The organism is Bacillus sp. B4EP4a (assembly GCF_006680105.1).
GTDB classification, from domain to species: Bacteria; Bacillota; Bacilli; order Bacillales; family DSM-1321; genus Peribacillus; species Peribacillus simplex_E.
In genome coordinates, this window is sequence record NZ_VHIK01000047.1 from 114,136 (window position 1) to 121,489 (window position 7,354).

Below are 7,354 nucleotides of genomic sequence, written 5' to 3' on the forward strand. Positions count from 1 at the left end.
TCCTTTTCTCTCATACTCATAGAATACGACAAAAACAGGATTGTTTTTGAGAGAGGGTGTAATGATGAATTTTCGTAAAGACGTGAAAGAAAGAATACTGGTTGGGGAAGGGGCAATGGGGACCTTATTGTATTCAAATGGCATCGATCAATGTTATGAGGAATTAAACTGCACGAACCCAGATCAAATAGAGTCCATCCACCGTGCCTATCTGGAAGCTGGTGCAGATATCCTTCAATCGAATACATATGGAGCCAATTTCAATAAATTGAAACGGTATGGACTTGAAGATGAAGTAAGCAGAATCAATCGCCAGGGAGTCATTCTTGCTAAAAAAGCGGCAAAAGGAAAGGCATACGTCTTCGGTACCATAGGGGCACAGCGGAGCATCAGGAAATCGGATTTAAGTATTGAAGAGATAAAACGGGGTTTTCGTGAACAGCTATACAGTCTTTTGATGGAAAACCCTGATGGGATTCTCTTGGAAACATTTTATGACCTGGAAGAACTGGAAACCGTCCTGCAAATCGTTAAAAATGAAACTGGACTGCCGATCATCGCAAATGTTTCGATGCATGAACTGGGAAATCTTCAAAATGGAATCCATTTAAATGAAGCCTTTCAAAAACTCGAGCAATTGGGTGCCGATGTTGTTGGCGTGAATTGCCGTCTCGGTCCACATCATATGATTCGGGCCTTGGAAGAAGTGAGTTTGCCAAAGCAAGCATCAATTGCCATATACCCAAATGCCAGCCTCCCGGATTATGTGGATGGAAGGCTCGTCTATAAAGCTGTGCCGGAATATTTCGGTTCAAGTGCCCTAGAACTTCGTGAGCAGGGTGCCGCGATCATAGGAGGGTGCTGTGGAACGACTCCGCTGCATATTCAAGCTGTAAAGAATGCGATTGGAAGTTTGGCTCCTGTGAAAGAGAAATTTACGAAATCCCGTGAAATAGAAATAATTGAAGTGAATGATAGAGAATTGGAACGTCCCCTGTTCGAAAAGGCCAAAACAGAAAGGACGATTCTAGTTGAACTTGATCCACCGAAAAAGTTAGGCATAGAGAGCTTCATGACTGGTGCCGAGGTTTTGAAAAAAGCAGGGGTCGATTCCATTACATTAGCGGATAATTCGCTTGCCTCACCAAGGATATCGAATGATGCACTGGCTAATTTACTGAAGAACCAATTGAATATAGAGCCGATGGTGCATATAACATGCCGTGATCGAAATTTGATTGGCCTGCAGTCACATTTAATGGGTCTGCAGACGGTGGGGCTGAACGAAATATTGATCATCACCGGAGACCCTTCAAAAATTGGGGATTTCCCGGGGGCCACTTCGGTTTATGATTTATCTTCCTTTGACCTAATAAGTATGGTCAAACAATTTAATGAAGGTCTTTCCTATTCCGGTCAAAGTTTGGGCCAAAGGGCAAATTTCAAAATTGCGGCAGCGTTTAATCCCAATGTGAAATATCTGGATAAAGCCGTACTGAGAATGGAAAAGAAGATTGCCTGCGGTGCCCAATCCTTCTTGACACAGCCAATCTATTCCGTGGAGCAAATCGAAGAAGTATATGAAGCCACAAAACATTTAGAAACCCCGATTTTCATCGGTATCATGCCCTTGACAAGCACCCGGAACGCCGAATTCATCCATAATGAGATCCCAGGCATCAAATTGCCTGATAATGTTAGAAGGGCCATGGCGTTAGCAGGGGATGACCCTGTAAAGTCAAGGATTGAAGGAGTGAATATTGCGCGAGAGCTAGTGGACGCGGCAAGGGAAAAATTCAAGGGCATATATTTAATCACTCCGTTCCTTCGCTATGAAATGACGGCGGAACTTACGAAATATATTAGAAAAGTCGATAGTAAACATACATCAGAGGTGGCAGTACATGAATAAAAAAGCTATTCAAGATCAGTTAAATTCTAAGATTCTCCTTCTTGACGGGGCGATGGGAACAATGCTTCAAGCGGAGAATTTGACAGTCGAGGATTTTGGCGGGGAACAATTCGAGGGCTGCAATGAATATTTATCACTGACGCAACCGGAAATCATTCAATCCATCCATGAAAAATATTTGGCAGCAGGTGCAGATATCATTGAAACAAATACCTTCGGAGCGACCAGTATCGTTCTTGAGGAATACGAAATAAGCACTATCGCTTACAAGCTAAATAAGATATCAGCTGAGCTTGCCGTTAAAGCTTGTGAAAAGTATTCCAATGATGAATGGCCAAGGTATGTAGCTGGCTCGATGGGACCCACTACAAAAACGCTTTCCGTAACAGGTGGAACGACTTTTGATATTTTAACCGATTCTTATGAAGAGCAGGCACTGGGTCTCTTGGATGGCGGGGTAGACTTGCTATTGGTGGAAACGTGTCAGGATATGCTTAATGTCAAGGCTGCCTTTTCCGGAATCAAAGCAGCATTCGCTAAAACAGGAAAGGATGTACCTGTCATTATATCAGGGACAATCGAACCGATGGGTACGACACTTGCCGGCCAGTCCATAGAAGCTTTTTATTTATCGGTTGAACATATGAAGCCCGTTGCGGTCGGCCTGAATTGTGCAACAGGACCGGAATTCATGATAGACCATATCAGGACACTTGCAGATATATCAAATAGTGCCATCAGCTGTTATCCGAATGCCGGGCTTCCTGATGAAGAAGGTCACTATCATGAGTCACCTACTTCCCTTGCAGAGAAAATGAAGCAATTTGCCGAAAAGGGATGGGTCAATATCATTGGCGGATGTTGTGGTACGACACCAGAACATATTAAAGAACTTTCCAGGGTCCTCAAAGGCATGAAGCCCCGTACAATTACGGAAGCAGCCCATGGTCATGCCGTATCGGGCATAGAGCCGCTAATTTATGATGATTCAATGCGTCCTTTATTCGTAGGTGAAAGAACGAATGTTATCGGTTCCCGAAAATTCAAGGAGCTGATACGTGGAAAGCATTACGAGCCAGCTGCCGAAATTGCACGTAACCAGGTAAAAAAAGGCGCCCATGTCATTGATATCTGTCTTGCTGATCCTGATGGGGATGAGCTAGGCGATATGAAGGAATTTGTGGAAGAGGTCGTCAAAAAAGTGAAAGTCCCATTGGTCATCGATACTACGGATGAAGTCGTACTTGAACAAGCATTAAAACATTCACAAGGAAAATCGATCATTAATTCCATAAACCTTGAAGATGGTGAAGAGCGCTTTGAAAAAATAGTACCCTTAGTCCATCAATATGGTGCTGCCGTTGTCGTAGGAACGATTGATGAAACTGGGATGGCCGTCGATGCTGAACGGAAATTGGAAGTGGCTACACGGTCTGTGAATTTGCTCGTTAATAAGTACGGTCTAAACAAAAGTGACATCATTTTTGATCCGCTTGTATTTCCTGTAGGCACAGGGGATGAACAATATATTGGATCTGCATTGGAAACGGTGAATGGAATAAAGGCGATTAAAGAAAAGTTTCCGGAATGCCTAACGATACTTGGCATTTCTAACGTTTCTTTCGGTCTGCCAGCGAGGGGAAGGGAAATATTAAATGCAGTTTTCCTTTACCATTGTACAAAAGCCGGTCTCGATTATGCTATCGTGAATACAGAAAAACTTGAACGTTTCGCTCTGATACCGGAAGAGGAAGTGAAATTGGCTGAGGCACTCCTGTTTGAGACTTCAACTGAAACGTTAGCGATTTTCACCGAGTTTTATCGTGGGAAAAAAGCGGAGAAAAAGGATAATGGTGTGATCCTGCCATTGGATGAACGTTTAGGTAACTATATTATCGAAGGAACGAAAGAAGGATTGGTTGATGATTTAAATGAAGCGATTGAGCGCGGTGACACCCCATTGGAAATCATCAATGGACCATTGATGGATGGCATGAGTGAGGTGGGGAGGTTATTTAATGACAACCAACTTATTGTCGCAGAGGTGCTTCAGAGTGCTGAAGCGATGAAGGCGGCAGTATCTCACCTTGAACCACTAATGGAAAACTCTGAAGATAGTGCTAAGAAAGGGAAAATCCTTTTGGCGACTGTCAAGGGAGATGTGCATGATATCGGGAAAAACCTAGTGGATATCATCCTATCCAATAATGGCTATGAAGTCATTGATTTGGGAATAAAGGTCGCACCGCAACAAATCATAGAAGAGGTTCGAAAACATGAGCCAACCATCATTGGCCTATCTGGGTTACTTGTCAAATCTGCACAGCAAATGGTTTTAACAGCACAGGATTTAAGGCAAGCGGGAATAGATACCCCAATTTTAGTGGGAGGGGCAGCATTATCCCGTAAATTCACCGATTTTAAAATATCACCTGAATATGAAGGACCGGTTTTATATTCCAAAGATGCGATGGATGGTTTGGCTGTAACGAATATTTTACATGACTCTGACAAAAAAGTGGTGTACTTGGAAGAGTTAGTCGAGAAACGAGAAAGAGCGAAAGCGAATGCCGCCATTGCTGCCACGATGGAAAAACCTGTTCGGAAGCAGTCCACAGCTGCGCCTTTAAGCGATGCTCCTGTTCAAAAACCGCGTGACATCAAGCGTCACGTCCTGAAAAACTATCCATTGGATGTCATCCAGCCGTATATTAATAGGCAAATGCTGATTGGACATCATTTGGGGTTAAAAGGTAAAGTTTCCGAATTGCTTAAGCAAGGGAATGAAAAAGCAGTGCAGCTCAATGATCTCGTTGATGAATTGATTGAATTCCTAAAGACGGAACCGGATTATGGCTTGAATGCAGTTTATCAATTTTTCCCTGCTCAAAGCGAAGGAGATAAGCTATTGGTTTACAACCCGGACAATCATAACGAGGTTTTGGAAACTTTCGACTTCCCCCGGCAAGATACGAATCCGCATCTTTGTTTAGCGGACTTCGCGAAACCGATTTCCTCCGGGCAAATGGATTATGTTGGTTTCTTCCTGGTCACTGCCGGAAAAGGGATCAGAAAATGGGCAGAAAAACTAAAGCTTGAAGGTGATTTCTTGAAAAATCACGCCCTTCAATCACTTGCTCTCGAAACAGCTGAAGGTTTCGCGGAAAGAATTCATCAATTAATGCGGGATGATTTAGGTATCAGCGATCCAATTGAAATGTCCATGAAAGAGCGGTTTGCCGCTAAGTACACCGGGCAAAGGTTTTCATTTGGTTATCCTGCTTGTCCTAATCTGGAAGACCAGGAGAAGCTATTCCGCCTGTTACAACCACAGGATATTGGCGTGGAATTGACTGAAGGATTCATGATGGAACCAGAGGCTTCCGTGTCAGCCATTGTTTTTGCACATCCTGAAGCCCGCTACTTTAATGTTGATCGATAACTCATTTAATAAAGGCAGCGGTATTTTTTACCGCTGCCTTATTACGCATGAAACCCCTTAATTGGTACATCTTAATGGTCAAAAGGAAGGGGATGCAACACCTATGAAGAATATCCTGAAATTATTTCTTTCCATGGCGGGTTCTTTCATTATTATTTTGTTGGTTGTGGATGTCCAGAACATTCAAGTACATGCAATGGTTCCTGAAGAGATGACACCGCTTCTAAAAAGTAAGGAAAATCAGAAAATCGCTTATTTGACTTTCGATGACGGACCATCTTTGAATACCATGAAGATATTGGATATTTTGGACAGCTATAATGTTAAGGCCACATTTTTCGTTAAAGGGAATGAAGAACCATACGCAAAGGAAAGTTATCAGGAAATGGTTTCCCGCGGTCATGCGATTGCCCTTCATTCTTATACACATGATTATTCCATCGTTTATCGATCGACTGAGAGTTTCTTTCAAGATTTGAATAGGCTTGAAACCATGCTGCATAAGGAGTATGGGATAAAAAGCCGTATTGTGCGCCTTCCTGGCGGCTCGAATAATCGTCTGAGGCATCAGGCTGCAACGAAACCCATCATCAATGGAATCCTTCAACAACTAAAGGAAAAAGGGTATATTTACTTTGATTGGTCCATTGACTCGACAGATGGCTTCAGTCCGTCAATAAGTGAACAACAAATCATTACTGCCGTACAAAAAGGGACGAAAAATCAAAAGCATGTTAATATCTTATTGCATGATATCAATAGTATGAAGAATACAGTGAAAGCATTGCCTGATATAATTGAATTTCTTAAAAAAGAAGGGTATACCTTTGATACTATTGATGAGACAACCCCGAAATTGCAATTTAATTGATGAACACAATGTTTATCTATAGTAAATTAAGGTATAGGGTATTGAGATTACAATGCGAAAGGATTTATCGTTTCTATGATGCCATCATTGTTTTTATCACATGGAACACCGCTATTAGCTTTGGAAAAGAATATCTACACTTCTTTTTTGAAGGATTATATGCAAACTATGAAGAAACCTGCTGCCATCGTTATTTTGTCAGCACATTGGGAAAGTGAAGATCAAATGATTTCAGCAGTAGGGAAGCATGAAGTCATTTATGATTTTGCAGGGTATCCTGAAGAAATATTTCAGATAACTTATCCAGCTAGGGGATGCCTGGAGCTGTCAGATCGAATTTTAACCTTATTGTCCAGGATAGGTGTATTGGGGGAACTTGATGAAAGGCGCCCCCTAGATCATGGATCATGGGGGCTTTTGCATATCATGTATCCCGAAGCTGATATCCCGACCGTATCTATGTCCATTAGTCCTGCGCTGCCATTGGACAAGCAGTATGAAATCGGGAAAACATTGAGGGAATTAAAGGAAAGTAATGTCCTGATCATCGGGAGCGGTGGAATTGTCCATAATTTCACCCAAATACAGGAGGATATGCATGTTGCAGAAGGATGGGCAATCGAGTTTGAGAACTGGGTCGAAGAGAAAATCATGAAATGGGATTTGCAATCCTTGTTTGAATATGAAAAAACCGCCCCTTATAGTACAGAGGCTGTGCCTTCCAAAGAGCATTTCATTCCATTGGTCATCGCAATGGGGTCAGGGGATGACAAAAAAAAGGCAGCTCTCCTGCACAGGAGCTTTCAATATGGCAATCTAAGTTTAACAGCTTGGAAGTTTGATTGAAGTGAAAGGGTTTTCAAACTAGTTAAATTTACCTGAAAAATAATCATTATACAAAAATACAAAAATCTTTTTTTAGCGAAAAAAAGACTTAAATGAGCAAAAAAGTCAATTAAAAGCGTATTTTGACGAATTAAACAGAAATATAGTTTCAAAAAGGTTGCATAAAGTTGTTTAACCTTTGGATATTTCGACAAAAACATGTTAATATAACATCTGAAAACGTTTTATCCTTTAAAATTTTATTATTCAATGACCAAAGTTATTTATTATATATCTTATATAT

At 41.6% G+C, this 7,354-nt stretch carries 4 protein-coding genes; all 4 read left to right on the forward strand.

Going from position 1 to position 7,354, the window contains the following annotated elements:
- Positions 1–64 precede the first annotated feature (64 nt).
- The 4 genes from FNK51_RS22010 (at position 65) to FNK51_RS22025 (ending at position 7,071) form a co-directional block, all read left to right on the forward strand.
- Complete coding sequence (locus tag FNK51_RS22010) at positions 65–1,912, forward strand: bifunctional homocysteine S-methyltransferase/methylenetetrahydrofolate reductase (protein ID WP_098369377.1); 1,848 nt, start codon at positions 65–67, stop codon at positions 1,910–1,912.
- Positions 1,905–5,354 carry a methionine synthase gene (gene metH, locus FNK51_RS22015; protein WP_098369378.1) on the forward strand — a complete coding sequence of 1,150 codons (3,450 nt, stop codon included), beginning with the start codon at positions 1,905–1,907 and terminating at the stop codon, positions 5,352–5,354. Before FNK51_RS22010 ends, metH begins: the two co-directional genes overlap by 8 nt.
- A 103-nt stretch (positions 5,355–5,457) precedes the next feature.
- Positions 5,458–6,225, forward strand: a complete 768-nt coding sequence (locus tag FNK51_RS22020) for a polysaccharide deacetylase family protein (protein ID WP_141994679.1) — start codon at positions 5,458–5,460, stop codon at positions 6,223–6,225.
- A gap of 75 nt (positions 6,226–6,300) precedes the next feature.
- Complete coding sequence (locus FNK51_RS22025; protein ID WP_141994680.1) at positions 6,301–7,071, forward strand: dioxygenase family protein; 771 nt, start codon at positions 6,301–6,303, stop codon at positions 7,069–7,071.
- The last annotated feature ends 283 nt before the right edge of the window (positions 7,072–7,354 follow it).